The following is a 25528-nucleotide window of genomic DNA, read 5'->3' as shown; positions in this document are numbered from 1 at the left end:
ACTAATTTGTTTTTTCCTCTTTCAAGTATTCAACAACAATAGAAATTTCATCTGCTAACTCGCTGGGACTGCCTGAATACCCTGTAGAGCGCCATCTTAAATTACCATTTTGATCTATTATTAACTTTTGAGGGATACCTGAAAAATTAAATGCTTTAGCATAAGTCGAAAATACCTTATCCTTCTTATGCGTTTCTTCATTTTCTACATCAAATAAAACATTAAAATCATACCCCTTTTCCTCTATAAAATCTCTTACTCTCTCTTTATAATCTGAGCTAAACTCCTGAGTATCTATAAAGTAAAACACCACATTTTCATCACTTTTATATTTATCCAAAGCCATCTGCATGCCAGGCATAGCCTTCTTGCAAGGAGCGCACCAAGTAGCCCAAAAGTCAAGAATTATCACTTTGCCTTTTTGATCGCTCATCTTAACCTGATCACCATTTAGATTAGTCAGATTAAAATCTGCTATAGGTTCATCCATTATTGCAGAAAGCACCTCTTCTCGTTTGGCATCCATTTGCTCTCCAGCCTTCGCAGCGGCTAGATATCCACTAAATTCAGATTCTTCACCTCCCTCATTGAGAAATTCCCTTTTTAAAGTACTGATCATTTTAGGAGTGGCATTATTTTCCTTTAAGCACTCCTTGATATAAGTGATAGCTTGGTTTATTTTTTTATTTCTTATTAACATGTTAGCATATAGCTCATTATAATCAGCATTGTCGTAACCAAAATAAGGCTTTATCTTTTTTAGGTATTTCGCTGATTTATCATGTTGACCGTCGTTCTCTAATATGATCGCATAACTGAGATACTCTCTAACTGAAGAATTAAAGGCTCTTTCTTTCCACTGCTTAGGAGTAAGCAGGCCTTTATACTTTTTAGCTACCTGATTTTCTCTTTTTTCAAGCTCAGGCACAATGATATCGCCTAACATAACAAGGCTATCATTTGACATAGATTCATTACGCAAAGAAATTGACATTAAGTGCCAACTATAATCCAGAATCATGGTATAAGGAGCTGTTGAAAGGTTATTGAAGACGAAATCAAAATCGTTGTCCATAATATAACTATAAGCTACCCGCTTATACATTTTATTATAAAATATACTTTCTACATCTGTATATACATCTTCAAATGCTTCTTGAGGGAAATTTTCAACAAACTTTTTATATCCTTTTCAGTAACTTTTTTTTTATCCGGCGCTTTAGATATCCTCAATATCTCATTATCTCTAGCTAATACTCCTTGAGGATATTTTTTTACAAGTACTTCACTAACTGAGTCTATAAATATTTTTTCATCATCCTGTGGCAATAGCTTTAGCGTTCTTTGTATATCATACTGTTGTTTGTTATCTAGCTCAGATGATAATACATGCTTAACTTCTTTCTTTATTCTGGCAGGGTGATCTCCATCTTTCACTAAAGTCATTAATTTAAGACCATAATAAAAGACATGTTCACGAGCTTGAGGAAAATCTCTTAATTCGTTGTTAATCCACATTAGAGCTACGGCATCATCAATGCGGTATTGATCTTCAATGATTTCAGGCACTTCATCTTTAAAGGCTCCACTTCTTGATATTCCCCAGGCGGTATAAGCTCCAGGCATTTTTTGAATTATCCAGCCATGTGCTACTTCTTTACCATTATCGATAAGGGTATCAGACACAAACACACATGCTATGAACGCGGTCTCTGGTTTGATGTGGTACTGAGCAGTCCACTGATCTTTTTCCTTACTTTCTAATTCAATATCTTCAGCATACCATGCATAATCACAAAAAGAGTAAACTCTTGCACTCACTTCATCTACTCCTGATAGAGCCCCTTGAGAAGCATCGAAATGAAGCATTACATCGTCTCCCGGAGCAGGTGCATCAGGGGTGATTTTAAAAGTTGGATTCTGAGCCCACGACGTGCTAATGCTTATTACCAACAGTAAAAATATTGTCTTGAGGATCTTCATAGTGTCTATTATTACAAAAATGGTTTATAGCAATACGGATATTGTCATAAACCATTTTGTATTATTTTAAATGCTTGAAATTATATTAAAGATTTGGAGCGTATTGATATAATGCCTTAGCAAAAGGAAATTGGTACCTTGCAGCATTGGGTTCCAAAGTATAAGTCATTCCACTACTCCCTACCTGATGACTTATAGTTTTAGCAAAACGAGGATCTTTATTCAATCTTTTTAGATCAAACCAACAAACCCTCCCTTACACATCAGCTCTCTTCTTCTCTCCTGTAGAACCTTCCTTAAAGCATCTTCAGCATCAGTGGCAGTAAGAGGTGTATATTCACCTGCTCTAAACCTATGCACTCTTAATTCATTAATAGTTTCCATAGCAGCTTCATACTGATTACTTCGTGCTAAGCACTCTGCTTTAATAAGCATCATTTCCGGTACAGTAGGACCACCATTTCTTTCCTCTCCTGTTAAAAACTCCTTGTAATAAACTCTCCCTTCAGTATAATCCGTAGATGCCATTGTAGCTGGAGCTGTAAATATAGAGTACCTCAAATCGCCATCATCAAAAAGATCCAATAGCTCATCACTTAATGTAAGTACGAGAGGGGCCCACCTATAAGTCTGATTACTAGATTTAGATAAGATTAATTCAGGGTCAAATTGCTTATTGGGATATGCTTCATTTTCATAATCTTCTAAATTAAGAAGTGAATTCTGATGATCTAAGGCTATTTGAGCATTAGTAAGTGCGGCATCATAATTTCCCATGTATAGGTATGTTCTGGCTAACAAAGCATAGGCAGATGCCTCAGAAGGATAAGCAATAGATCTCCCTGAGTTTCGACTAGGAAGTCCTGCATTAGCAGCCTCTTTAAGGTCATTAATAACTACTTCATAGAGGCGTGACACTGTGGCTCTTTTTATATTCTCATCTATCGTAGGGGTAGTAAAAACAGGAATAGATAAATCAGTATTTGCTGTTTGCTCATCATAAGCAGGACCAAATATATTACCAAGTGTTAATAAGGCATAAGCACGGTGTACTAAAGCCTCTCCTCTTATGGCCATTTTTTCAGCCTCGGTCCCATCTTCACTATCTACCACTTCGTTGATAATTACATTAGAGTAGTAAAGAGCCTGATACATAAGCACTAAATCTGTATCGGGTTCATCCTGATAATAAATAGAATCTGCCCAAGCATATGCATTCAAATGAACACGATAAAAGTCCGAAGCATCCAATGATGCAACTTGACTATCATTCATCAAATCGATATCATCTGAAGCTATATCTACTGGCCTATAGGTCTTATCAAATTTATTAGTATAATTTAGCAAATACCGGTAGTTAATAGTCCTCTTCGGCACTACTTCTCCTTCAGTCCTAATGTCTACATAATCATCACAACCAGCTAAAACAGTTATAATGAGCATGATTAATACGATATTTTTTTTCATAATAAGCAATGATTAAAAATTAACATTTACACCTACGCTATACATTACGGGAGGACCTAAGTTTATACTTGATTTACCCAATGTAGGTAAAAAGTCCGGATCTAAACCTTCATCATTTTTAGTCCATAAAAGTGCCACGTTTTGCGCAGAAAAGGATAATGATGCCCCTTTGATATAGTTAGTAAAAAACATACCTGACAGATCGTACGTCAGTGATATTTGTTTAAGGCGAATATGATCACCATCCATGATCTGCTTATCGCTGAGCATATATCGGGTAAGGCTATTGCCCGTCATCCCCATAAGAGAGGGTACATCCGTATTTTTCTCGTCACCAGCTGTTTTCCATCTATTACTTAAGTCCGTGTGAAGATCGTAGTCTCTTCCAAGTCCATAAGAAAAAGTAGGTTTCACCATAACATAATCAAGCTTATAAGTAAGCAAGACATAAAGCGAAAGTCTCTTGTAAGTCAGGGTAGTGTTTATGCCTCCATAGTAATCAGGAAGCATGGTACCCATATATTTCAAGTCCTCAAGCTCTTCTAAATCAGTGTTATAATCCACTATATCTCCGTTTCTATTATATACCTGAGTTCTCCCTGTATTGTCAAGTCCTGCAGATCTGAATGCAAAAATGCTATTGAGAGCATAGCCATCTACAGGGGGCCTACCGGCTCCTCTGAGATAATTAGTGTAATCATCAAATCTTGAATCTGCTACTTCATTAACGTTATAAGTTAGCACCCCACCAAGATCCCAATTGAAAGCATCTTTCTGTAAAATAGTACCTGAGAGATTCATATCAACACCATGCCCCTTCAGCGTAGCCGAATTTTGGGTCACCCTATTACCATCTACACCATAAAATACGGATATGGGCAATTCAACCAGGAGATCTTTACTTTTCTTATCATAATATTCTACTGTTCCTCTAAGTCTATTGTTAAACAAGGCAAAATCTACTCCTATATTAAAAATACCTGTCTTTTCCCATCTTAAGGCCGGATTGGCCGGTGAGTTTATAGCGGCATAAGGATCTTTACTAAATGGATCTGCCTGAGTACTTAAACTAATATTAGTAAAGGGGTAAGTGGTAAGGCTAACATTACCATTATATCCATAACTTGCTCTTAACTTTAAACTATTGATAGGCTCTACAGCTGCCAGAAAGTTTTCCTTCTTCATATTCCACATAGTCCCTACTGACCATAATGGCTGTCTTCTATATTTTTTATCAACACCAAAGTTATTGTAATCATCTAGCCTAACACTTCCCGTAAGTGTGTACTTGTTTCTATAAGTATAGCTCAAATCACCATAATAAGACAAAAACCTCCGTCTTTGTGATAATCTGCTATTGAAATAGTCAAGGTCACGAGGGTAACCATCTATAGTTGTATAAGGGGAAATCGGTGACCCCACAAATGTCTGAGAATCTTCGTCATACCCGTAAAGAGTGCCTCCCTTTCCTTCTGTTTTCATCTGCCTGAATTCTATCCCAGCCATGCCTCTTAAATAATGGTCTTCCACCAAATTATTAGCGTAGTTAAGTTGAAAACGAGAAGTAGTATTAGTATTGATATAATTATTGTTTTGAACGATCGATCCTCGAGGTATTCCGTATATCAAATTTCCTGTAGATGGATCAACTGAAGTGGCCGTATTTAATATTTCCCTGGTATGATATGTCTCCTCATTATAAATGTTCTCATTATCAGAGTAAGAACGCTCAATTGAATAAGTGCTTACAAAATCAAGCCCCTCAAGAATAAGCGGAATAGTTAGCGAAACATTAGCAAAATAATTTTGTTCATTAACAGTGTTGTTTCTATTATCTAATTCCTGAATATAATTATAGGTACCCGGTAGATAACCATTATTTTCTAACTCAATGCTTTCTGCCGAGTAAAACTGCCTATATTTAAAATCCTCTATCTGATCATATGGTAAAAACATATAATTAGACGATTGAAGGGGTTGAAGCCCAACATGATTTTGGTCATATTTAAATATGGATCCTTTTAAACTGGTATTTAAGGTGGCATAATCAAACAACTTGAAATCTTGATTAACTAGTAGCGTTAATCGCCTTCCCTGCCTACCTATAAACTTTGTTTCTTCTTTAGAATAAGATGCTGAAGCAAAATAATGATGCTTTTCCTGCCCCCCACTTAATGACAAGTTATAACTTTCAGCTTTAGCCCTTTGCAGGAAATTGTCTTCTATTTGTCCATAGTTATTTCTATTTCTAAGAATGTTCAATGCAGAATACGCCTCACCTGGCTTGAGTTCCCCACGCTTCTCTTGAAACATAATGTCCATTGCATCACTTATTGGAGCTGGACGAAAAAAGGACGTTGTAGGATCCATTGCAATACCGGAATCTACTAACTCTTGCTCAAAATCAATTAATTCAGCAGAATTCATTAGTGGTAATTCAGATATTCTCGGCTTAGAAGAAAAGGTAGTTGTATGAGAGAAATTAATTGTTGTTTCTCCTGTTTTTCCTTTTTTAGTATCTATTACAATTACACCATTAGCAGCTCTCACCCCATAAATCGCCGCTGATGCAGCATCCTTAAGAAAAGTAATCTTTTCTATATCGTTAGGGTTGAGCGTACGAATGTCTATTTCAGTAGGCGTACCATCAAGTACTATTAGTGGTGAGTCATTCTTCCCATCTGTATCTAAGGTAGATTGGCCCCTTATTTTATAGGAATAACTTGTTCCTCCTGATTCTTTGCCTACTAAGTTATCATAGACGAAGGTATTGTCATTTTCATTAATATTCACCTGAAGTCCAGCTACTTGTCCTTCTAATTGTTGAATAACATTTCTTGAAGGCACCTTTTTTAAATCTTTCGATTCAAGCGTAGAAAATGATCCTGTAGCTCTTTCCTTTTCTATTTTTTGATAACCTGTAGATAAGATTGTAACCTCACTTAGAGTAGTTAAGCTCACCTCCATGGCTACATCCAGAATGGAGTTATTGCCTACCAACACCTCTGTAGGTTTGTAACCTATGAATGAAAAAACTAAAACATCTTCAGGTCGTGCCTCAATCATATACATCCCCTCAGCATTAGTCATAGTACCCAATGCTCTATCTTTTAGAACAATATTAACCCCTGGCATAGGGTCTCCCGTAGTGGCATCAGTTACTTTACCAGTAACTCTCACTTGCTCTTCAAAAGCACCAATAGAAGCTACTTCTTTTACCTCTTCATTGTTCTCTTTCTTGAAGACAAGTATATTATTCTCCAGTCTTTTATAAGTATATGGAGTATTAGCCAGAGCCTGATCTAATACTTCTTTTACAGACCTACTCTGCTTATCCATATTTACTCGGTAAGTATCTAAAGCTCCTGTAGGGTAAGCAAATAAGAGATTGGTCTTTTTCTCTAATGTTTTAAATACAGATTTTAAATCAGCATCTTCAAATTCCACCAATACTTGGATTTCTTCCAGCTTCTGCCCTTCCACCGGGTGAGCAATACCCAGATCCAATGCTGAAATGAACAATATAAGTACGCAAGTAAACCTCATAAGAAGACCTCTGTAATCGATTTTATCCCGAAATGCTGTCTTTATAATACGTAAAAAGTGGCCTAAGGTGTTTTTAAAGGCATAGTAATACCCTGTATTACCCTCGAGCCAACGCGGGGTAAAGAATATTTTCATATATTTGATATGTTTTTTAGTAATTGTGAGAGATTATTAAAAATGCCCATCGTCACATGGGATTCACTAGCCACCTGTTGTCAGCAGGTGGTTTTTTATTGTTATCCATAATCCATCATTACCTGTGTAAATTGATATTTCATTTATGTATGGGTTAATGTAAAAAAGTTTCCAAGTTATTATTTTGGCTATTGACAGCCTTTGCCTGTTACAAAAACTTCGTTTGATGTTTTATCATAGCTATATTCAGCATTCACTACGCCCAACACCACACTAAGCACCTGCTCCAGATTTTCATTATTTAAAAAAGTGGCCGTAAAACGGCAATTACCCAAATCTTCATTTTCAAAGGTGACATCCACATCATATTGCTGCTCTATCATGGCCATAGCTTCTGATAGTTTCAAGTCATCAAAAATCAAATAATTACTTTTCCATGATAAAGCTGGCTCAGCAGTCACCTCAGTAGCTACCAAGTCTGAAGTGGCAGTATTGAACACAGCTTGTTCATTAGGCGTTAAGTCCACTTTTTTATGCGCTTCCTCTGCTTCTACACGTACTTTACCTCGATTCACTGTTACCAACACTTCCTTCTTATCCGGATATGCATTTATATTAAAGGCGGTTCCTAAAACCGTTATTTTCACTTTACCACTTTCTACTATAAATGGTTTATTCTCATCATGAGCTATATCAAAATAACCTTCACCTTCTAACTGTACTCTTCTTACCGTGTCTCCAAAATCCTTAGTATAAGCGAGCTTACTCTTGTCATTTAATATTACTGTACTGCCATCAGGCAACTGAATATATTGCTTACCATCAAATTCCATATCTTCAGCCACTGCTGTATACTCGGCGTCTTTTACTTCACCTACATGAGTATCAGGCTTCAGCCATTGATAAGTAAACACGGCTAACATTAAAAAAGTAGCTGCTATACCGGTCCAAAACTTCCAGCTATACATAGGCACTACTTTTGAAGTAGTCTCTCTTATGATGCCACTGATAATTCTATCAGATGCCTCTTTTGACATGTCCACAATTTCATCACCACTATGGAGCATACTGTCAATATATTCTTGTACCTCCAACTCATACTCACCAGATGATACCATAGCCATGAGCTCTTCTTTGCCTTGAGCTGACAGCTTATCATCTGAGTATAACTTTAAGAGATTATGAAATTTATCCTTGTCCATTATTGGGCCTTTATATTAAAGACGGGTGAGAAAAGGCATGGGAGTAGGTAAAAATGATTTTTTTTGAATTTTTATTTTACAGCCCCCGAAATAGAACAAATAAAATATAGGGAAAAGTGCTTCTCCCTTAAGAAATCAACTGATAAACAGGCCTAATATTAGCGCTAGTTCAATGTGTTTTTTAAGACCTTCTCGTATGATTTTGAGGGCGTTAGCCATATGAGTCTTAACGGTAAGTCGTGAAATATTCATCTGATCAGCAATTTCTTGCTGGCTAAGGTGCTCTTCTTTTGAAAGTTTATAAACTTCTTGCTGCTGAGGGGTAAGTTTTTTGAGTATACTATTCAATATTTCTTCATATTGTTTTTCCAGCAACTCGTTATCAGCTTGAGTAACATGCTCTTTTCTTTCCCAGAATACTTTATCAGCCTCCTGTTCATTGGCCAATTTTTCAAATCGATCATAGATTTTATTTCGGGCCATAACAAACAGATAGTTCTCGATTTTTTTAATCGAATCTAACTTTTCTCTATCCTTCCAAAGCTTTAAAAATACCTCCTGAACTACTCCTTCAGCGCGGGTAGGCGATTTGAGCAATCGTAAAGCTACCGAATACAAGCGGGCTCGGTACTGATCATAGAGCTGAGTGAAGGCCTTTTGATCCCCTTCTACTACTCTTTTAATCAACTCATAATCATCTTTTTGTTCTTTACTTCCCACCGTATACGTCTAAACTTAGCAAACTTTAAAAGTAAAAATGTCCTTCTAAAAAACAAAAATACCTTTATAAATATTACATCATATGCTGTAACATCCAGCACAACTATCGCACCATCTGTGGCAAAATAGGCACAGAGCTGAATAAATAAATTTACGAAATATACTTTTGAAGAAAAATGATATTTCATTAAAAGAAACCCACATCCTAACTTTACATCATTTATTATCACTAGTGTCCGACTAAACTCTGGTCTAAGAAATTTTAGCGATTCTAAGCAAAAATAAAGTGGTTTTCTTCTAATCTGGAAAAGTGAGCCCTCTATGGACTAAATAAAGGGTATTGATTGGTTTTATATATTGTTTTTTGAAGTTCTAGGTCTGGATTGTTTAGAAAGCGGGTAAGGTGAACATAGGCCATCAAGTGAAACCTTACCAATGAGACCATATTAGAGAAGGCCCATCTTTTTTTGATCTGTTTTCGGACTACTTCCATCAATAATAGACAGATCAGGGCACTCCAAATTTGGATCTCAATAGCATTTTGGTTGTCCCCCAGAAAATATTTGAGAGGAAAGTTCTGCTTCAGCTTTTTAAATAAAAGCTCTATCTGCCATCGGTATTTATAAATGGCCGCTATTGTGGCTGCTTCCAACTCCATATTATTGGTCATAAACACTAATAATTTATTATTGAGGTCATCATAATAGGCTATTCTTCTATTTTGAAGCTCTTGCACTTGTCCATCAGTCTTGAAACTGATAACAACTTTTTCATCCTTAAGTACACAAAAGTCTTTATCTTCAGGCAGTTCTAGCTCATCTATTGATTGATATCTGGCATTTTCCTTCATTCTAGTAATGTAAAATATCCCTTGATGACTCCATTGTGCGTATTGTCTATAATCGATATACCCTTTATCCATCACCACATAGGATCCTTCTGGGAGTTGTAATTGCTTTAAAAATGTATGATCATGCTGACTTCCCTTGGTCAACCGTACTAAACATGGCATTAATTCTGCCGCATGAATCATTACATGAGCTTTAATGCCTCCCTTGCTTTTGCCATCTTTTCTCAGGGCGTCCTGCTACCTTGAGAATATCTTTAAACAGACTAATAATCGTTGAATCAACAATATAAAGTTTATTGAGAACTTCCATTCTCAAGCGGCTGTCCGGCAAAAGGTGCCGATACTTTTTAAACAATTTCATGTAAATGTCTGCAAAGACTATACTACTGCGTTTTTTGTTGCTATCTGATAAAGTGGAACGTCTGGGTATAAATTGAATACCTAAATGGATCAGCTTGTTTTGGCAGGCCAAAAGCCCCGTAGTAAGCTCTCTGAGAGCACTTGCCCCACTGAAACAGCAGTATAACATGCTTACTAGGTGATGCCAAGTATTCAATTTCTTGTAATATCTGTCAGATTGGTATTTTGATATTATTTGATTTAACACCGATTTATCTATCAGCGATAATAGTTGAGAAAAGATTGGCTGTCCGTAGAAATATGTATTTTTACTCATGTGTGATTTTTTGTTGTGGTAAACCGAAAATACACATTATGGGGCACTCTTGAAATTATTCAGAGGCCCCTATCTTTTTTCGGACACTAGTGATTTATTATAGGCATGAGATAATCTCTTTTTTTCAAGAAATTAACTGTAACAGGAACAATTATTTTCCATTTTATATTTTATAAATATGGCCAAGTACTATGTAAATATTACAAAATCCCATACCTCACCAGGCAAACATGATGTGCATGAAGAAAGATGTCCTTATACACCTCCTCATACTGTGTTTCTAGGGTTCTTCAATAATTGTGAAATGGCCGTATTTCAGGCTACTAAGTTTTATTCTGATGTGGAAGCTTGCACGATCTGCTGTACTGGCTGCTCTAAAAACAAAGAAGAGTTAATGGCTACTGAAAAAGCTTCTTGAGGATAAATTTTAGGCCAATAAGTAATGATTAAGCACCTTTGATGAGCAAATACGTACTCTTTTGTCATTCTTTATTCACCTCATCATTTAATTCTTTTAGCTTTTGAACACAGTCAGAATAAAGCTCTCTCTCTTTAGATGTTAATGAATTATACGAAAGCTTATCAATTACCTTTTGAACCTCATTAAGTTTCTCATATTTATCATTGAAGTCTACCTCTACCCATAGAGTGAAAAGCGACCACCTTAAAGTAATTTCATCTATATACTCCGAGTGAGGGTATTTATCCATGAAATTTTTAAATGCCTCTATTTCACCTCCATTATATAGCCCCCGGATCCCAAAAATATCGATGCAGAATAGTATGATAGGCAGCATCATCTGCAAACTCACTTTGTGGGTATTTCTTCATAATAATATTAAAATCATCGAACGGCAAAGAATCATTTTTATACTCCCCAAAAATTCTGGAATGACTCATTACCGTCATTTTAAGTTTGCCCCTATTATACAGCTTCTCATCCACAAGCATATTAGAACTATTTATACTTTCAAAAGCTTTTTGATCCAATTGAATTGATTCTAATTCTTTAAAAAAGGAACTATCCTCTGGCCAAATGTTATGATATTGCTTACCATAATAAATAGCCTTCATTAAATCAAATTTCCAAACAGAGCTGCCATATAGTCTCGATAAAGCTGGCTTTAAGTATTTGCGATCTAACCTATTGTATTCAATGGCTTCTGCTAATTCCTCTATTGTTATATAACTTGAACCAATCACCTGATAAGGCAATGACTTGATTGTATGGACTATATCTGGAAACTCTGAATCTATGTATACATTTTGAAATGAATCCACTTCATTTATAACAGAATAAAGTCCCAAATCATAAGCTGGATGAAAATCACTTACTGTCAGATACTCGCTTTTATGTTTTTGATAGTCAAAAAGCTTACATCTATTTTTAAAATAGCCTTTATTGATAACTTGTAAAGTATCACTAAACAGTAAATAAACATATAAGCTATCGGTTTTTAACTCATTCAAACTATTACCAAACAAATCGCCTTCATATTGAAATATAGTATCACTTGCACTCAGGTAAATATCTCCTCTATTGTAATACCAAGAATAATTCTCTTCTTTGCGCTTTACATAATTACCATACTGAGTACTCGGCAAATACCTACGAAAAGTCGAATTTCCTGATTTATGCTTATTTCCAGCAGAGACTTGTAAAGTGCAATTGGCAAATGAGTAAGCAAATACCCCATTCTTCGAAGAGAGTGTTAGTCCATTTTCTGCACCTGCAATACTAAAGACATACAAATCATTAAAATTTTTCAAACATTCAATATCCTGCGTACTCCGGTCATAGCGGTAAAGTGCATCTCTATTCGTAAAATAAAAAACTTCCTTCTCAAAGTACATAACAGTCACATTAGTCAGTTCACTAATGAAAAAAGTATCTCTTTTGGTAGCATAAGTAAGTAAGTGGTGATTCAAGTTGATATAAAGCGTACCACTATACTCGTCCCGCCAAAACAGGCGTTCATGAATTTTTAAGGTTTTACCAGCCTTACCAAACCATTCCTCAAATGATTTCAAGTCACCGGATTTCAAGTCCAATTCATAACCATCAATCCACAGCTTATTCTTTTGATTTAGTGGAGAAAATATAAAATCCCTCGTTTTTTTAATTGGATATGTATTGATGGAATCTATTGGGAAACTCAAATGAGATTTGAGCTCCTTAAAATAAACAATAGACCTTGATGCCTCTTGCTCCGACTTATCTTGCACTGACGCGTCTTTATACGAACAACTATTTAAAATAATATTAAATATAATACAATAATAAGCTATGTATTTAACCACCAACTATAGTTTTACAATGTATAATTAAAAGATAGTTCAATAATAAACAATACTAATCAAATACCCTTCCTCCTAAACAAAAAAGCAGCACAATTTTCATTGCGCTGCTTTTTATGCACTTTTCAAACCCACAAAGAATTATCTAATATGGAAATTTTTATATCTTGATACTATAATCATATACACCGAGTACCCAATCAAACCAAGGGCTACAGCGGCCATTAACCACGGACCACTGCTACTCTGCTGTAAGAATGAAAATGCACCTGATGTACCCTGTACTTGTGAAGCATCGTGTGTATTAGCCGCCTGAAAAAAGAAATAAGCAGTAATTCCTATTAAAATTCCTCTTGCTATGAAACCTATAGCTCCGGCTTTTCTTACAATAGACTTCGCTTTTTGCACGCCTACGTTCATTCCTCTTACTCCCTCATAATATTCTTTATTAGCTACTTTTACAAACTGGTATATAGCTTTTATCAACAATAAACCTGAGGCAATATATATTACCACTATTCCCCAAGAATGCTCCATCATAGAAGAAAGAAGCCCTTTACTCGATCCGCTTGATCCTGAACTTCCTAATACTTGAGAAATGGCATAATAAGCAAAACCAAGATATATAATTCCAGATATAAAGAATCCCACTTTTAAAGCGGTTCTTTTTAAATCACTTTTATCTTGAAGCTTTTCAGATTTACCAGCTACCTGTACAAATCTATAAAACGCATAGCAAGCTAATCCTATCCCCATCAGGATTACTAACACCTGACCAAAGGCTTGTTTTTGTAGAAAATCTATTACCTGTGTTTTACCTGCTTTTTGACCTCCCATATTAAAAGCTGCCATAAGTGTAAGAACACCGGCTATTCCGTATACTATTCCTTTGGCTGCGTGCCCAATACGAGCCAGTTTTTCTTTCCATTCGGTATATTCGAATGATGTTTTAGCTGATCGCGCTGTTTGTGTAAATGATGACATTGGTTTTCATGGTTTGGTTACAAAATATTTGAATTATCTTTTTCCAAAACCATGCCCACCGCTTAAATATGATTAAAGCAGGATTTCGTAGTCTGAATCAGGAATTTTATTCCCCTTTAGTGGGGAAACTTTACAACGATCCTCCATTTATTTACAAATTCTGCTTTCTAAATTCTGCCGGTGATATGTGGGCCACCTGCTGAAAAGTGTAGCTGAAAGAAGATAAACTGTTATAGCCACAGCTATAGGCTATCTCACTGACTGACTGATCTGTTTTAAGTAATTTCTCCATACTTCTCACTATTCGGGTCAGTTTAACGTACTGCAAAAAAGAGGTATCCATATTCTTTTGAAACATCCTGGAAAAAGAACGGGTACTGTAACCAAACCTTTTAGCCAAATCATTTAAATACAATGGTTGATCTATATTATCATGAATATATTTAAGCACCACCCTCAAATTCTCATTATCTGTGGTAGGTAGCACCAGTGGAAATGGGATTTTGGCCACATGCAATACTACATTTCTAAAGGCATTTAAAAATTCAAATTCTTCTGCATCCTTTTTGGTAATCTCTCCAAACCACTCTTCAGTATAATAAATCATCTCCATCAGCAGATTGGTTACAGGATATATGCCACCGGTTTTACTAAGTACATGTTTACTGGGAAATAAAGAGGTAGGTATATAAAAATTATGAACCATTTTTACAGAGGTACGAGAAGTTACATTGTGTTTAGTGCCCGCAGGTATCCATAAAAAATGACGTGCAGGCAGAAAATAAGATTTCTCAGAGGTATTAAGAAAAGCAACCCCTCCTTCTATATAACTTAACTGATGCTTCTCATGCTGATGCATGGGAAGCATTTCCTCCGCTTTATTATGATGAACGAAGTAAGCTTCAGAGTCATTATCTACCTTTTCCAGAAACGGGTGCATGCAATAATATAGTTATTTTTAGTCAATTTATTGTGTGGCCTAAATTATAAAACAATTGTCCAATTTTTGAAAAAAAGACTTTAAAAATAAGCGAAACTTTGCACAATGAAATTTTTAAAAACTCAAGACAAAATGAAAAGCAAGATATTTTTCTTCTTCTTTTTAGTCTTAAGTGGAGTACTAAACGCTCAGGATCTGCCGCAAGATAGCATATCTCTGGGAATACAAGAAGCTTGGGAAAGAGCTAATACCTACAGCAAGGAGTTACGCTTAAAGCATTATGACACGAAGATTGGAAAAGAAGAGGTTAAAGATTCTAAACAGCAATGGCTACCGCATGTAGCCGTAGATGGTAGCTATGGTAAATTGGCCAATGTACCCGTATTTAATGATGGGATACTAGAAGAGCCAGAATACATACCCATTGAAGACCATAGCATTTATGACGCAGGTATAGAGGCATATTTGAATCTTTATAGCGGTCACAAAACCAAAATTAAAATTAAAGAAGCAGAAACCAGAGAAACACTGCTTCAATATCTGGAAGAAGAGAGTGTATCTGACATCCACTACAGGGTAGCTTCAGAATACCTGGATATGCAACGTGCATTAGAGCTTAAAAAACTCATCATACAAAATATTTACAGAAACAATAAGAGATTAGACCAAATCAATCAACTATACGAAAACGGTGTAGTACTAAAAAGTGATTTGCTAAGAGCCAAGTTACAGCTTTCCAGACAGGAAACTAACTTGCTAAAAATGAAGAATAATGTAGAGCTTGCCACTCAGCAGCTCAACATACTCATTGGTTATGATGATGAACAGCCTCTAAAGCCAACGGATAGCATAGACATAGATTTAGCTAAAGCTGAAAAGGCTTATCTGGAATATATAGAAGAGACCATCCAAACTTCTCCCAGAGAAAAAATAGCACAATCTCATGTTTCTATAAGTGAATTTAGATTGCAAGAACTTAAAGCGGATAAATTACCACGTTTTGGATTATTTGGTGAGTACACCTACTCCTATCCGCAAATCAGGCTTTACCCGTACAGTACTGCTCCTTATCTCATGGGCATGGCGGGCTTGCGCTTCTCTTATGACCTGTCTGTGCTTTACCATGACAAGCACAAAGAAGAGGCGGCTGAGATAGCCATAGAGCAGTCTAAGCTAGCCAAAGAGCATACTGAAGACAGACTTAGAACACAGGTAAAAGCAGCATACAAACATTTTCATGAAGACTTAGAAGAGGTGAAAGTGGCAGATATGAATATAGTACAGGCAGAAGAAAACTACCGAATAGTGAATCAGATGTATTTCAATCAGTTAGCATTACTCACTGATTTATTAGACGCTGACACCCAGCTTTTACAAGCCAAATTCGATTTAATCAACAGTAAAATTTCTGCCAGGCTGCATTATTATCAATTACTTAAAATAACAGGGCAACTATAAAAATGAGCGATAACATAAAAAAATATGAGAAGATAGACCATGTAGCCATCAAAGTAACGTATGGTGTGGCTGTGGTCATTTTAGCAGGGCTGATCATTTGGGGAGCCCTTGCTATGGTTAATTTTTGGAAATACGAAGAAACTAATGATGCCCAGGTAAAAGAATACATCAACCCTATTTTAAGCCGAGCTAGTGGATATATTAAGGACATCAGATTTGAAGATCATCAAAAAGTGAATAAAGGTGATACTTTGGTGATTTTAGATGTAGATGAAGCCTCAGTAAGGTTAAAAGAAGCAGAAGCAGCATTGGCCTCTTCAAAAGCAAGACTTAAGGTTTTAGGAAGTAATGTTAATACTGCCAGTAGCAGTGCCAGTGTAAACAAAGCCAGAATTGGCGCTGCACAGGCTGAGCTATGGCATCAGCAACAGGAATATGACAGGTACAAAAAACTGCTGGAAGGTGAAGCTGTAACACAACAACAATTCGAAAATATCAAAACACAGTTAGACGTAGCTAAATCTAACTATGAAGCTTTAAAAAACACTTACAAAGCATCTCAAAACCGCACCAATGATGTTACCTCAGAAATTAGTGTAGCCGAAGCTGATGTAAAGCAAAAAGAAGCTGCTCTAGCAAGAGTTAAGCTCGATTTAAAGTACGCTGTAATCACCTCTCCATCTGACGGATACATGGGCAACAAATCAATTCAAATTGGCCAATTTATACAAAAAGGTCAAACTATTGGTTTTATGGTAGACCAAAACCAAGGCAAATGGATAGTAGCTAATTTTGAAGAAACACAAATAGCTAATATGGAAGAAGGTCAACAAGCAAAAATTACCATTGACGCCTTTCCTGACAAAACATTTCATGGAGAGATAGAATCATTATCACCAGCTACCGGGTCTCAGTTTTCGTTATTACCTCCTGATAATGCGACTGGTAACTTTGTAAAAATCACTCAACGTTTTCCTGTAAAAATAGCTTTTACAGATTCTCCTGAGCAGCTCACAAAGCTAAAAGCTGGCATGAACGCCATCGTTTCAATTCCCAAAGAATAGCTATATGGCAAAAGCTAATAATCAAATATTTAAATCATGGGTGCCTAATTGGTTAGCATTAGTAGCTATATTCCTTACCCTAATACCGGTAGCTACCGTTTTGGGCATTTACCTGGGTGGAGTAAGCAGTGCGGCGAGTTATTATGGTATTGATAGTACTGATGTACGATACTCTGTAGTAGTGTTCTACCTGGCTATTGCATCAGCATTTCCGCTTGAACGGAAACTATTCAACCGGTTTTCATCTAAGCCATATCTGGTAGCATGTTCTATAATTTTCGTGATTATTAACATCATCTTATATTATAGTAGAAGTTTCAGCCTCTTACTGGTTTTTAGGTTTTTTGGAGGCATGCTTTCTCTGGGATTTATAGGAATAATGTTTACTCTTATTTTTCAGCAGTTTCATGCACAAAGAAGTCGTATTCTGGGTTATGCCACATTATATGGTACGCTGTTAGGTACAGCTCCATTATCTCAAATATTAGATGCATTTGTTTTTAGTAAATATGATTTCAACGTCATTTTTCTATTGAAAATCTATACCCTTTTACCGGGAATTGTGTTGCTATTCTTCCTGCTAAGAAATGATATAGACTTTAGAAGGGAAGGAAAAGGATCTCTTAAATCAATAGACTGGAAAAGCTTTGTACTCTATGCATCATCGTTCTTACTATTAGCTTACATATTTCTTTATGGCCAATACTATCAATGGTTTTACAGCATGAGAATCACCCTTTGCTGCATTGCCTTTGTGTTTATCTTCACCATTTATGTGGTAAGACAGCTAAGGTTAAAGGATCCTTATATTGATCTTAGCGTATTTAAACAAAGAAATTTCAGAATAGGCATGCTATTGCTCATCGCCTTTTACTTTAGCAAGGGTGATACCAGTGCTCTATATGGATTCTTTGCCAATAGTGTCCATCTGGATGTTTACTATCAAAGTTATGTAATGATAGTAAATGCATTGGGTATTGTAGCTGGTGCAGCATTAGCAGCGCGCTTTATCTTAGCTAAAACCAGAATAAGGCTGGTATGGCTTGCGGGTTTCGGGTCATTGTTAGTATTCCATCTACTCAGCTTGAGAGTAATTAGTAATCAGGCAGAAATAGCGGACATATTGTTACCCTTATTCCTGCTGGGCTTTGGTAATGGTATTCTTATGCTTTCTATTGTCATATTCTATGTGACCTCTGTCCCTGAAAACATTGCTTTTTCTGCTTCTGTAACAGGAGTAGCCTTTAGGTTTGCCACTTTTACTGCTAGTATGGCACTGGTTGCGTTTATGGGATTAAGGCAGCAGCAAATTCACTATAATAGTTTTGGTGATGATGTTACCGCTACCAACCCGCTCACCATGCAAAGGATACAAGGGTACGAACAGGCCCTAACACACGGCGGAGCTACCACACTGCAAAGTACTCAGGGCGCACGCAGACTGTTAGGTAGAGCCGTAGCCAACCAAAGTAATTTATTATATGTGAGAGACTACTATATTTATATGAGCATTTTTATAGTGATAGTAATGCTCGCTATAGCAGTAACTCCACACTTCCATTATCATTTAAGGAAAATAGGAACCAAACTTATTCCTGTTTAGATTAGACATAGTTTGTTGATGTGATGTAATTCTATTGGCGGTAAATACCGTCAATAGAATTTTAATGATTTCCACCACCTTAGCCATGTCTATTGAGGCAATTCATCTCCTTCAAAAAAGCCCTTCTCTCGCAAAAAGTCCCTTGCTTCCATTAGAGCAAAACCCAATAGATTTAGTCCTCTCCAAGTACTTACACGCTGCGCTTTTTCACTGTCTTTTGACAGACCTATGCCCCAAATAGCATCTACAGGACTAGCCTCTACCAACACCCTGTTAGCTGTATTTAACAAATACTCACCCAAAGGCCTGTTTTGATTAAACTTATGGATATTACCCTCTGTTACCAATTCATAGCGTTTACTATTCCAAGTTTCTTCATCAAACCCCTTCACTTTACGGCCGAGTTTCTTGGCTTCTGCCGGGGTAACACATGCAATGACCTGCTCCGCTATATCCTCGTTATTAAAAAGCGAGGCCTTATGATACATCATCCAGTGCTCAGCCGTTTTATAAGTTATTCCCTTTACCTGAAAAGGGCTTTCATACCATTGGCTAAAACAGGCCTGGTTTACCTCTCCTGCTTTTTTAGTATGTCCCCAAAAGAATAAGAACTTCACATTTTCCTGCTGCTCCAGCCAATCAATACTATATTTCTTCATTTTTTATTAAAATTCGTAATTATAAAACCAGCTCACTATGCAACCGCTCTAAGGTAGCTTCTGCTTCTTTACAAAAAGCCGGGTGCACTGGTGATGCTTGTAAAATGGTACTTCTGGTGGCTGTAATCCACCTAAAACGCTCTGCTATGGTAAGTTCACCAATAGCTCCTCCCCTTTTACCTCCTGCACATACTTCTTCAATGGCCATAGCATACTTTTTCACCAATTCAAGGTCTGTCTCAGGGAAAATTGCCTTAATTCTGCCTTCATCCCAGTGAAAACGGCATTCTAAAAACTTATGTGCCTTGCAGTATAATATAGTGCCAATATTCACAAACTCTCCGCGCTCCACCCTGGGCATGAGCCGAAGCGTAGCATACTCATATAAGTGATAATCTTGCATTTTCTGCTTCTTTTATGAATAGTTGAGAATTAGAGATCCGGCTTTTGAGGAAGGTTTTGTAAGCATTACGATGATCATCTTTAGTATCAAAAACATGCTCATCATTCAACCAATCATCTGGAATAGAATCAACTACCAGATCAATAAAATCAGGAGTAATAAGGGGTTGAAAAACATCATTAACCTCATGGAGCTCAGTGGCCTTTTTTAATAAAACATGATTTTTCACTAATGAAAAAGGTTGAGTGCCTTCGTAGTTATTCCATGCATGATGAAAATACAATGAAGCTCCGTGATCTATAAGCCAAAGTTCATGATTCCACCACAGCATATTGGTATTACGCACTGTTCTGTCCACATTCATGAGGAGCGCATCTAACCACACCACTTGCGAAGCCAGCTGAGCAGAAACTTCAGTAGCTACAGGGTCAAAAGTAATGGAGTTAGACAAGTAGTGTAATCCGAGGTTAGTACCCACACTATTTTGCAATAAGTCCTGAATTTCTTCATCGCCTTCCATTTTACCAAAGCCACTTTGCAAATCTATAAACACTAATTCAGGCACATAAAAGCCCAGCTTCCGGGCTATCTCCCCACCAATCAACTCTGCTATAAGCGCCTTAGTACCCTGGCCTGCACCACGAAACTTCAGTACATATAAAAAGTCGTCATCAGCCTCTACAATTGCTGGCATGGAGCCCCCTTCACGCAGCGGCGTTACATATCGGGTAGTATTAACCAGCCTTAGATTTAAAGGATTATCTTCTGGAATCATTAAGTTTTTCAATTTCTAAAAAAACAAAGATCACAGAAAAGAAAGAAGATGTCTATATGGTGGTGGTGTTTTTTAAAAATGAATGGAATGGGCTAAACATATTGTTTCTGTCTTATTAGATGTATTAACGCCTTCTTAAAATAAAGGCCCCAAATTAATATCAGCATGGTTGCTGAAAAGATATAAAACTTCCAAGGGAAGAAATAATCATCTTCTTTAAGATTGTTAACATAAGCTAAATTTGAAGCTCTTCCCCATGCTATAAAAGCATCTCCCATAGGCATTAATCCTAATAGGTACCGTTTGTCTCTCTTAATGGTCCAATCAAAACCGAATGCATTAACAGTATTATACTGCCAATCGGCCAATTTTTGATCACCATATCCAGTAAAACTCCCTAAAGAAGCCAAAGTAGCAGAAAAGCCAACTCCAAAAATAACCGGGCCAGAATCAACATCTCCCAACCCAAATTCGCCCTTCGGATATTCTCTTACACAGGGTAAACCTAAGATTGTAGAAACAAATTTGTCTTTATAGCTATCATATTGCTCCTCGCCAAATTTGGGATCAATATCCAAAAGCATTCTTACCATTAAACTCATTGAACTTCCCCTAGGTGACTCTATAACTTCGCCAGTTTGGTAATCCACTCTATGGGGGATCAAAAGACTTTCTTGATCTAAGAACAACTTAGAACGGCTTATCCAATTTTTAACCAAAGTGTCATATTTTGAATTAACTAACTGTTTATAATTGGCCAAAGAAGCAACGGCAACATAAGTATCCGCGGGCCAACACAATTTACCATATGACTGCAAATAAGGAATTTTGGAAGTTACAATTGCCTGAGCTATTGAATCACTTTGTTGTTTAAATTTCAATTTATATCCTGCAGACTTATCAAAATCTTGAGATACCTTCAAAATTTTGGACAACAAATAATTTCTCCAACCATTATAGAATATGCCATATTCAGGGTATAAGTATATAGGAAACTGCCATTTGGCTTCATTAGAGTCAATACATTCATAGGCATAGAGAGCCTCTTTTAATGCCTTATCTCTGACTGCCAAATCAGACGGATCTGATAATGCCAACTCACACCATGCTAATCCATATAGTGCATTTACAAATACATAACCCTCAGGAAATAAGTCTTGCATTTTATTTCCTAAATCTTCTTCTTTTAACTGATCTTCAAGAAAATGAAGCTGAGATATAACATCATCCTTTTGATTAACGGTATCATCAAAAGTTAACTTATAATTTATCCTTAAGATCAACCCACTAATTATTACTAAAAAAAGGAGTACAAGTATTCTATCTTTCCTCATCTTCATCAAAGATCACAGAAAAGAAAGAAGATGCCTATATGGTGGTGGTGTTTTTTAGTCGAGAAAGTTAATGAAACAGTTAGTCTGAAGGCAATAAAAAAAGCATCACTATAATTAGTGATGCTTTTGCATAAGAATAGATACATTGCTTGATCTATATTCTTAAGGTGGACTATTATTTACATAAAACTTTTTATTACTCCCTGAGAGAGTTACTTCTATTTACTTTTAAACAGCTGAGGCTTAGCTATGAGCATAACGTTAGCCCATTGCTGATATCTGGTATGGTCCCCTCCTTTTAAGTATTCCATATCCTCAGTAGCGAACATAGTAGAATAATCAACAACTAATGTTACGCCTTTACCTAATGAATGCTTCAACTGCAAATCAATTTCATTGCCTAATTGGCCGTCTACCACACTACCATCTTCTGCATTTACCAAAGTGCCAGCCATGCCAAAATTATGATAAGAAACCTCTAATTGTGTTTTCTCTCCAAACTTGTAATACAAGCCTAAGAAAAGCTCTCTCATACCTCCTCCTAATGTATTGTCTTCAATATTCAGGAAGTAATCCATATAACCATAATACCTATGGCCGTCACCAAAAAGCTTATTAAATGATTTATTTTTATCTGATGCTTCCGTCTGGTCATTACCACTCAGGTAGTTAATTCCAAAAGTAGTTTTCCATTTTTTGCTGATTTGGTAGGTAGGTACTATTGAATACATGTAACTGCTCTGCTTGGTACCCATGGGGTGTTTTCCGTATTGATAATAAAAAGAAGCCTGCAAAGAGATCGGCGAATTGCCTTTATCCTTTTTAACATAAACACCAGAGGTAGCTCTAGGATATAATGTTTCATAATTATTCTCGTCTTCATGCCCTTCTACACTGTTTAATAATGAAGCTTGCCACTGTTCGTTAAGCTGCTTATTTACCCAGATTACACCTAGATATCTATAAAAATTAACATCATAAGCTGATTCAAAGTACTTATTCGCGTCATTATTATAACCGCCACCGCCTATAATATTCCATCCATTATTCTCGTATTGTAGCAATGCCAAATCATGAGATACAGCTATATCATTCCAGTTTCTCATTCCATATATACGGCCATCATCAAACACCAGGTGCTGACGACCCACTTTTACAAAAAAGCCTTTGGTGGTATCTTCATTAAGTTTATACTTTAACCATCCTTCTGCAAGGTTTAAATTAGGCACATTAGCCCTTTCTCTATCTTGCCCCCAAATTCTGGCGTTTTGGAAAGTTACCTTTATTTCAAACCTATCCTCTTTAAAATGAGTAATCAGCCTCGTCCTTTGAGATGATACTACCGAAGCATGTTTTGTACTATCTAATAAAACCCTGGCTCCATCTCGTAACTCTGACCTAAACCTGAAATCTCCGCTCACAGTAAATTGAGCCTGAGCATGATAAGCTACAGATCCAATAAAAATCAGTAGTAGTAAAGTCCTCTTCATAATATCAATAAAAGTTAGAATTCTTTAAAATACTTACTTGGTAAACAAGCCCCATACCATTAAATTAAAATATTGATTTACAGTGATTTAGAAAAATTGTTGTTTCTACATTTATTCCCAAATAGAGATTTTTTCTTTTTCAGAGATGAAATAAAAAGATTTTTATGCATCACCGAGAAGTAAAATTCGGGTCATATTTCCTTTACCTAAACATAATACTGATTAGCATTATTACCTGCTTGCTTTTAAGGTAATTTGAACCGTTTTAATATTCAATAGATTACAAAAATGACCGTCAACAAATTATTATCAATAGGCAGCCTGCTCACCGCTTTTATAGTGTTTAGCTGCTCTCAAACTAAAGATTCTCAACCAGAAAAGGCAGAAGCAACTATAAAAGAAGAAAAACCACTTAATGTTATTTTCATGATTGGTGATGGCATGGGGCTACCTCAGATCACCTCTTCATTTTACTACAAAGGGTCACCCTCTAACTTTGAGCAATTTAAAAATATAGGCTTTATAAAAACCTCTTCTAAAAGTCATAAAGTAACCGACTCAGCAGGTGGAGCCACAGCCTTTGCCACTGGTAGCAAAACCTATAACCGGGCTATTAGCGTAAGCACAGACACTACCAATATGCCTACCATTTTAGAAAAACTGGAAGAGAAAAACTACAAAACCGGGCTCATCAGCCTTACTTCTATAACTCACGCTACTCCGGCTTGCTTTTATGCTCATGTAAAAGACAGAGATATGCATGAAGATATTGCAGCACAGCTGCTCACCAGTGGTACCGACTTTTTTGCTGGTGGCGGATTAAAGTATTTTACTAAAAGAGCTGATGGAAAAGATCTATATGGTGACTTTGAAAAGGCTGGATATATTATGGATTCTACAAGTCTTAAAAATGGCCTTGACGCCGATAAAAAGTACGGATTTCTGCTAGCAGAAGAAGGAATACCTTCTAAAATAGATGGTAGAGGCGACTTTCTACTTGATGCTACCAAAGTTGCTCTGGAACAGCTTTCAGCTTCAGACTCTGGTTATTTTCTTATGGTTGAAGGTTCTTATATTGACTGGGGTGGTCATGCCAAAAACGCAGAAATGATGGTTACTGAAATGCTGGATTTTGATAAAACTTTAGGTTACGTTTTAGATTATGTAGAAAGTCATGAAAATACATTACTAGTAGTTACTGCTGATCATGAAACAGGTGGTGTGGCTATTGGTAAGTCTGACCGCGCTGATAGTGTGGCCGTGTACTTCACTACCGACCAGCATACTGCTGAGCTTATCCCGGTATTCGCTAAAGGGGAACATGAAGATGACTTTAGAGGCATCTATGAGAACAATGAAATCAACCACAAACTGGTAGATGCACTGGGCAATATTAAATAGTTAACAAAGGCCATTTCATGATATAACTGTTCATGCAGCTACCCTGAAATGGCCTGTATAATTCTATTAACAACGATAAATCAACATCACTATGGTTTCTTCTTTCGTAGTTTCTTATAATAATCAAAAAGCCATTGAAACCTCTGCAAGTTCTAACCTTTCGGTAACCAAAGCAGAGTTCATCAGCGTTTCAGGCACTGTCATTTCTGGTAACGGCACGCCACTGGCTCAGGCCTCTATTCTTTCTACAGACAACAATCAGGTGGTAAACACAAATCCAAAGGGTCAGTTTATCATAACGGCTCCCGTTAATGGACACCTGAAAGTTACGTGCAATGGCTATAACACTATGAGCGTTACCATTAACAATAGTAGCTCCTTATTGATAATGCTTCAACCAGAGTCCTAAAATTTGGCTCCCAACCGCACAAAAAGAATGACATGTCATTGCTTTGAAAGCATACCTGAATCTATTGTTTTAAGGTAGATTTTTTCAAATACCAGCCAAATTGGATAATCTAGTCTTTATGTTCCACAGTT

The 25528-nt window shown here is 36.5% G+C and carries 23 protein-coding genes; 6 read left to right on the top strand and 17 right to left on the bottom strand.

Going from position 1 to position 25528, the window contains the following annotated elements:
* Position 1: 1 nt before the first annotated feature.
* The 8 genes from LVD15_RS19120 to LVD15_RS19085 all read right to left on the bottom strand — a co-directional run bounded on the left by LVD15_RS19120 (position 2) and on the right by LVD15_RS19085 (position 10579).
* Positions 2–1075, bottom strand: a complete 1074-nt coding sequence (locus tag LVD15_RS19120) for a TlpA family protein disulfide reductase (RefSeq protein ID WP_233776813.1) — start codon at positions 1073–1075, stop codon at positions 2–4.
* Positions 1076–1125: 50 nt separating this feature from the next.
* Positions 1126–1983 (bottom strand): hypothetical protein, encoded by an 858-nt coding sequence (locus LVD15_RS19115; RefSeq protein WP_233776812.1) that lies wholly within the window; start codon positions 1981–1983, stop codon positions 1126–1128.
* Between the two features lie 231 nt (positions 1984–2214).
* Positions 2215–3450 carry a RagB/SusD family nutrient uptake outer membrane protein gene (locus LVD15_RS19110; protein WP_233776811.1) on the bottom strand — a complete coding sequence of 412 codons (1236 nt, stop codon included), beginning with the start codon at positions 3448–3450 and terminating at the stop codon, positions 2215–2217.
* Positions 3451–3462: 12 nt separating this feature from the next.
* Positions 3463–7131 (bottom strand): SusC/RagA family TonB-linked outer membrane protein, encoded by a 3669-nt coding sequence (locus LVD15_RS19105; protein ID WP_233776810.1) that lies wholly within the window; start codon positions 7129–7131, stop codon positions 3463–3465.
* 188 nt (positions 7132–7319) lie between these two features.
* On the bottom strand, positions 7320–8333 hold the full coding sequence (locus LVD15_RS19100) for a FecR family protein (RefSeq protein ID WP_233776809.1): 1014 nt from the start codon (positions 8331–8333) through the stop codon (positions 7320–7322).
* A gap of 135 nt (positions 8334–8468) precedes the next feature.
* Positions 8469–9053: an RNA polymerase sigma factor gene (locus LVD15_RS19095; RefSeq protein WP_233776808.1), complete on the bottom strand. Its 585-nt coding sequence runs from the start codon at positions 9051–9053 to the stop codon at positions 8469–8471.
* Between the two features lie 319 nt (positions 9054–9372).
* Complete coding sequence (locus LVD15_RS19090; protein WP_233776807.1) at positions 9373–10086, bottom strand: IS4 family transposase; 714 nt, start codon at positions 10084–10086, stop codon at positions 9373–9375.
* A gap of 10 nt (positions 10087–10096) precedes the next feature.
* On the bottom strand, positions 10097–10579 hold the full coding sequence (locus tag LVD15_RS19085; protein WP_233776806.1) for a DUF4372 domain-containing protein: 483 nt from the start codon (positions 10577–10579) through the stop codon (positions 10097–10099).
* Positions 10580–10757: 178 nt separating this feature from the next.
* Here LVD15_RS19085 and LVD15_RS19080 point away from each other — a divergent pair, with 178 nt between their 5' ends.
* Positions 10758–10997 carry a hypothetical protein gene (locus LVD15_RS19080; RefSeq protein ID WP_233776805.1) on the top strand — a complete coding sequence of 80 codons (240 nt, stop codon included), beginning with the start codon at positions 10758–10760 and terminating at the stop codon, positions 10995–10997.
* Between the two features lie 64 nt (positions 10998–11061).
* On the opposite strand, the gene LVD15_RS19075 is transcribed toward LVD15_RS19080, so the two are convergent.
* The 4 genes from LVD15_RS19075 to LVD15_RS19060 form a co-directional block, all read right to left on the bottom strand.
* The gene (locus LVD15_RS19075; RefSeq protein WP_233776804.1) at positions 11062–11289 is read right to left on the bottom strand and encodes a hypothetical protein; all 228 of its coding nucleotides are present in this window, start codon (positions 11287–11289) and stop codon (positions 11062–11064) included.
* 31 nt (positions 11290–11320) lie between these two features.
* Positions 11321–12880, bottom strand: coding sequence for a hypothetical protein (locus LVD15_RS19070; protein WP_233776803.1), 1560 nt, complete (start codon positions 12878–12880; stop codon positions 11321–11323).
* Between the two features lie 138 nt (positions 12881–13018).
* On the bottom strand, positions 13019–13861 hold the full coding sequence (locus LVD15_RS19065) for a DUF1206 domain-containing protein (protein ID WP_233776802.1): 843 nt from the start codon (positions 13859–13861) through the stop codon (positions 13019–13021).
* 151 nt (positions 13862–14012) lie between these two features.
* Positions 14013–14801 carry an AraC family transcriptional regulator gene (locus LVD15_RS19060; protein WP_233776801.1) on the bottom strand — a complete coding sequence of 263 codons (789 nt, stop codon included), beginning with the start codon at positions 14799–14801 and terminating at the stop codon, positions 14013–14015.
* A 132-nt stretch (positions 14802–14933) separates the two neighbouring features.
* Between LVD15_RS19060 and LVD15_RS19055 the strand changes: the two genes are divergently transcribed.
* The 3 genes from LVD15_RS19055 to LVD15_RS19045 are packed head-to-tail and all read left to right on the top strand — an operon-like array spanning position 14934 to position 18926.
* The gene (locus LVD15_RS19055; RefSeq protein WP_233776800.1) at positions 14934–16259 is read left to right on the top strand and encodes a TolC family protein; all 1326 of its coding nucleotides are present in this window, start codon (positions 14934–14936) and stop codon (positions 16257–16259) included.
* Between the two features lie 2 nt (positions 16260–16261).
* Entirely contained in the window at positions 16262–17323 is a 1062-nt protein-coding gene (locus tag LVD15_RS19050; RefSeq protein WP_233776799.1) for an HlyD family secretion protein, read from the top strand.
* A 4-nt stretch (positions 17324–17327) separates the two neighbouring features.
* The gene (locus LVD15_RS19045; RefSeq protein WP_233776798.1) at positions 17328–18926 is read left to right on the top strand and encodes an MFS transporter; all 1599 of its coding nucleotides are present in this window, start codon (positions 17328–17330) and stop codon (positions 18924–18926) included.
* A gap of 89 nt (positions 18927–19015) precedes the next feature.
* Here LVD15_RS19045 and ybiA read toward each other — a convergent pair whose 3' ends face one another.
* The 5 genes from ybiA to LVD15_RS19020 form a co-directional block, all read right to left on the bottom strand.
* On the bottom strand, positions 19016–19585 hold the full coding sequence (ybiA, locus tag LVD15_RS19040; RefSeq protein WP_233776797.1) for a riboflavin biosynthesis intermediates N-glycosidase: 570 nt from the start codon (positions 19583–19585) through the stop codon (positions 19016–19018).
* A gap of 19 nt (positions 19586–19604) precedes the next feature.
* Positions 19605–19988: a DUF3037 domain-containing protein gene (locus LVD15_RS19035; protein WP_233776796.1), complete on the bottom strand. Its 384-nt coding sequence runs from the start codon at positions 19986–19988 to the stop codon at positions 19605–19607.
* Positions 19966–20763 carry a HipA family kinase gene (locus LVD15_RS19030; protein ID WP_233776795.1) on the bottom strand — a complete coding sequence of 266 codons (798 nt, stop codon included), beginning with the start codon at positions 20761–20763 and terminating at the stop codon, positions 19966–19968. Before LVD15_RS19030 ends, LVD15_RS19035 begins: the two co-directional genes overlap by 23 nt.
* A 92-nt stretch (positions 20764–20855) precedes the next feature.
* Entirely contained in the window at positions 20856–22097 is a 1242-nt protein-coding gene (locus LVD15_RS19025; protein ID WP_233776794.1) for a hypothetical protein, read from the bottom strand.
* A gap of 218 nt (positions 22098–22315) precedes the next feature.
* Positions 22316–23587: an alginate export family protein gene (locus LVD15_RS19020; protein WP_233776793.1), complete on the bottom strand. Its 1272-nt coding sequence runs from the start codon at positions 23585–23587 to the stop codon at positions 22316–22318.
* 288 nt (positions 23588–23875) lie between these two features.
* Between LVD15_RS19020 and LVD15_RS19015 the strand changes: the two genes are divergently transcribed.
* Complete coding sequence (locus LVD15_RS19015) at positions 23876–24988, top strand: alkaline phosphatase (RefSeq protein WP_233776792.1); 1113 nt, start codon at positions 23876–23878, stop codon at positions 24986–24988.
* Positions 24989–25079: 91 nt separating this feature from the next.
* Entirely contained in the window at positions 25080–25397 is a 318-nt protein-coding gene (locus tag LVD15_RS19010; RefSeq protein WP_233776791.1) for a carboxypeptidase-like regulatory domain-containing protein, read from the top strand.
* Positions 25398–25528: the final 131 nt, after the last annotated feature.

It is taken from the genome of Fulvivirga maritima, from assembly GCF_021389955.1.
GTDB lineage: Bacteria > Bacteroidota > Bacteroidia > Cytophagales > Cyclobacteriaceae > Fulvivirga > Fulvivirga maritima.
Note: the sequence above shows the minus strand (reverse complement) of the source record. Positions and strands in the feature narration are given on the sequence as shown.